The 2,770-nt window shown below is 40.9% G+C and carries 3 protein-coding genes; 2 read left to right on the top strand and 1 reads right to left on the bottom strand.

The features are described 5' to 3' along the window. Positions 1-100 precede the first annotated feature (100 nt). Together CXF78_RS19390 and CXF78_RS19385 are read left to right on the top strand one after the other, a co-directional pair. Positions 101-613 carry a DUF1993 domain-containing protein gene (locus CXF78_RS19390; RefSeq protein ID WP_102037677.1) on the top strand — a complete coding sequence of 171 codons (513 nt, stop codon included), beginning with the start codon at positions 101-103 and terminating at the stop codon, positions 611-613. Positions 614-882: 269 nt separating this feature from the next. After that, positions 883-1,578 carry an aspartate/glutamate racemase family protein gene (locus CXF78_RS19385; protein WP_011637359.1) on the top strand — a complete coding sequence of 232 codons (696 nt, stop codon included), beginning with the start codon at positions 883-885 and terminating at the stop codon, positions 1,576-1,578. A 160-nt stretch (positions 1,579-1,738) separates the two neighbouring features. Here the strand turns inward: CXF78_RS19385 and CXF78_RS19380 are convergent. Beyond that, positions 1,739-2,770, bottom strand: a 1,032-nt coding sequence (locus CXF78_RS19380; protein WP_145991572.1) for an iron-containing alcohol dehydrogenase, incomplete at its 5' end; no start/stop codon positions are given.

Below are 2,770 nucleotides of genomic sequence, written 5' to 3'. Positions count from 1 at the left end.
CATCGCGATTCCATAAAATGATGATGAATGATTCACACGAATTTATTGATGGTTTAAGTCGATAACAAAGCAAGTCCATTTATATTAAGAGGTATTCTCAATGCTTTATGATTTAACGGTTGTACAATTTAGTAAAATGCTTAATAACTTAAGTGCAATCCTTGTCAAAGGTGAAGGCTTTGCAGAAGCTAAAAAAATTGAAATGTCGGTGCTACTTAATTCACGTTTAGCCCCAGATCAATTTAACTTAACTCGCCAAGTGCAACTTGCGTGCGATACAGCCAAATTAGCAGTAGCGCGTTTAACTGGCCAAGAAGATAGTGCGCCAAAACATGAAGATAATGAGACGACATTAGCGGAGCTACAAGCTCGTATCGCTTCTGTTATCGATTATTTAGCCACGTTTACAGCCGAAGACTTTACTGGTGCAGAAACTCGCAAAATTACTCATCGTCGTTGGGAAGATAAATATCTTACTGGGCGTGATTTTGCTTTGGAACATGCCATTCCTAATATTTATTTCCATGTGACAACTGCCTATGCAATTTTGCGCCATAATGGTGTTGAAGTGGGTAAAAAAGATTACTTAGGCGCAATGCCATTTAAGTCGTAAACAACCAAACGTTTATGCATTGATAGCACCATTTTATATGGCAACAATAAAACCAGCATTAGCTGGTTTTTTGTTACCTGCTTAACATGAATCTACGACAGTCAAGTAATCAATGTCAGTCATGACACCTTATCTCCATAAAGCGGTTAATGGACCCAAGCCTGAAAATAACAATATTGATCCGCCATTAAGCTTGTTATCCCATATTATGTTTCTATCATGGGAATAGTATTTTTATAGACGTACAGCATTCAGTGACAGGAGTGAGTATGAAAACAATCGGTATGATAGGTGGTATGAGTTGGGAGTCGACACTCAATTATTACAAAGCCATTAATCAAGGTGTTAAGTCTGCATTAGGTGGGCTGCATTCGGCCAAAATTTGTTTATACAGTGTCGATTTTGCTGAAATAGAAACCCTGCAACATAAAGGATTGTGGCACGATACTGCTATTCATTTAACCACAGCCGCTAAAGCGGTTGAAGCTGGCGGGGCAGACTTCTTATTGATTTGTACCAATACCATGCACAAAGTGGCTGATGATATCCAAGCACAAATCTCGATACCTATTTTGCATATTGCAGATGCCACAGCGGAGGTGTTGTTAGCCGATGGGATCAGTAAAGTCGGCCTATTGGGCACGCGCTTTACCATGGAACAGGACTTTTATAAGCAACGGATAAGTGATAACTATCCCATTGAGGTACTGGTTCCTTCACCACACGAGCAAACATTAATTCATGACGTGATATATCAAGAGCTATGTCTGGGCACGATAAATCCGCAATCACGACAATGCTATCTTGGCATTATTGATAAATTATATGAGCAAGGGGCTGAGGCGGTGATTTTAGGTTGTACAGAGATAGCCCTATTAGTGCAGCAACAACATACGCATGTTCCTTTGTATGATACGACTCAAATTCATGCCAATAAGGCCGTTATGCTGGCCTTAGCTAAGTAACCTCAACTCGGGATAATAAACGGATATCAAACAGTCCTTTGTCTCGCTAACTGAGTTGAATAGCCATAGGTTCATTTTCGGTGGGAATGTTAAGACAAAAAAACGCCTTACAATATTGTAAGGCGTAATGTTTAAAGCTTACTGCTTATTTTAGAATCGACTAGTCTTTATAAGCTCGGCCATAGAAGCTGTCTAATAGCACTTGTTTAAGCTCTTTAATCAACGGGTAACGTGGATTGGCACCAGTACATTGATCATCAAATGCATCTTCAGCAAGTTCATCCAGTTTGGCGATAAAATCTGCTTCATTAACACCAGCATCCTGAATTGATGCAGGGATACCAATGGTTGTTTTCAGCTGTTCGATTTTTTCAATCAGTTTTTCAACTTTTTGAGCATCAGTTTTACCACCTAGCTTTAAATAATCTGCAATGGCAGCATAACGACACAACGCTTTAGGACGGTCGTATTGACTAAACGCTGCTTGCTTAGTTGGCATATCTGTCGCGTTAAAGCGGATCACGTTAGAGATTAGTAGTGCATTAGCCAAACCGTGAGCTAAGTGGAATTCGGCACCTAATTTGTGCGCCATTGAGTGACAAACGCCTAAGAATGCGTTGGCAAAAGCAATACCGGCTATGGTGGCACCATTATGGACTTTTTCACGAGCGACTGGCGCTTTTGCACCAAATTCATAAGAGTCCGGTAGGTACTTAAACAATAGGTCTAATGCTTGTAGTGCTTGGCCATCACTGTATTCGTTTGCCATTACACTCACATAAGCTTCTAACGCATGTGTGACAGCATCAATACCACCAAAAGCGGTCAATGATTTTGGCATGTCCATGACTAAGTTAGGATCGACAATCGCCATGTTCGGTGTTAATTGATAGTCGGCAATAGGGTATTTCTTTCCGGTTACTTCATCGGTTACCACGGCAAAAGGAGTCACTTCTGATCCTGTACCTGAGGTTGTCGGAATGGCAACCATTTGAGCTTTAACACCCATTTTAGGGAATTTGTAAATACGTTTACGAATATCCATGAAACGCAGCGCTAAATCAGCAAAATCAACCTCAGGGTGTTCGTACATAACCCAAATGATTTTCGCTGCATCCATTGGTGAGCCACCACCTAACGCGATAATGACGTCCGGTTGGAAGCTTTGCGCAACTTTAGCACCTTGACGAAC

This window comes from Shewanella sp. 11B5, from assembly GCF_002836795.1.
GTDB lineage: Bacteria > Pseudomonadota > Gammaproteobacteria > Enterobacterales > Shewanellaceae > Shewanella > Shewanella frigidimarina.
This window is presented reverse-complemented; position numbering and strand designations above follow the sequence as displayed.

Bases quoted from the DNA above. Each gene is read 5' to 3' on its own strand.
- CXF78_RS19390 (WP_102037677.1), top strand. From the start codon at position 101: ATGCTTTATGATTTAACGGTTGTACAATTTAGTAAAATGCTTAATAAC.
- CXF78_RS19385 (WP_011637359.1), top strand. From the start codon at position 883: ATGAAAACAATCGGTATGATAGGTGGTATGAGTTGGGAGTCGACACTC.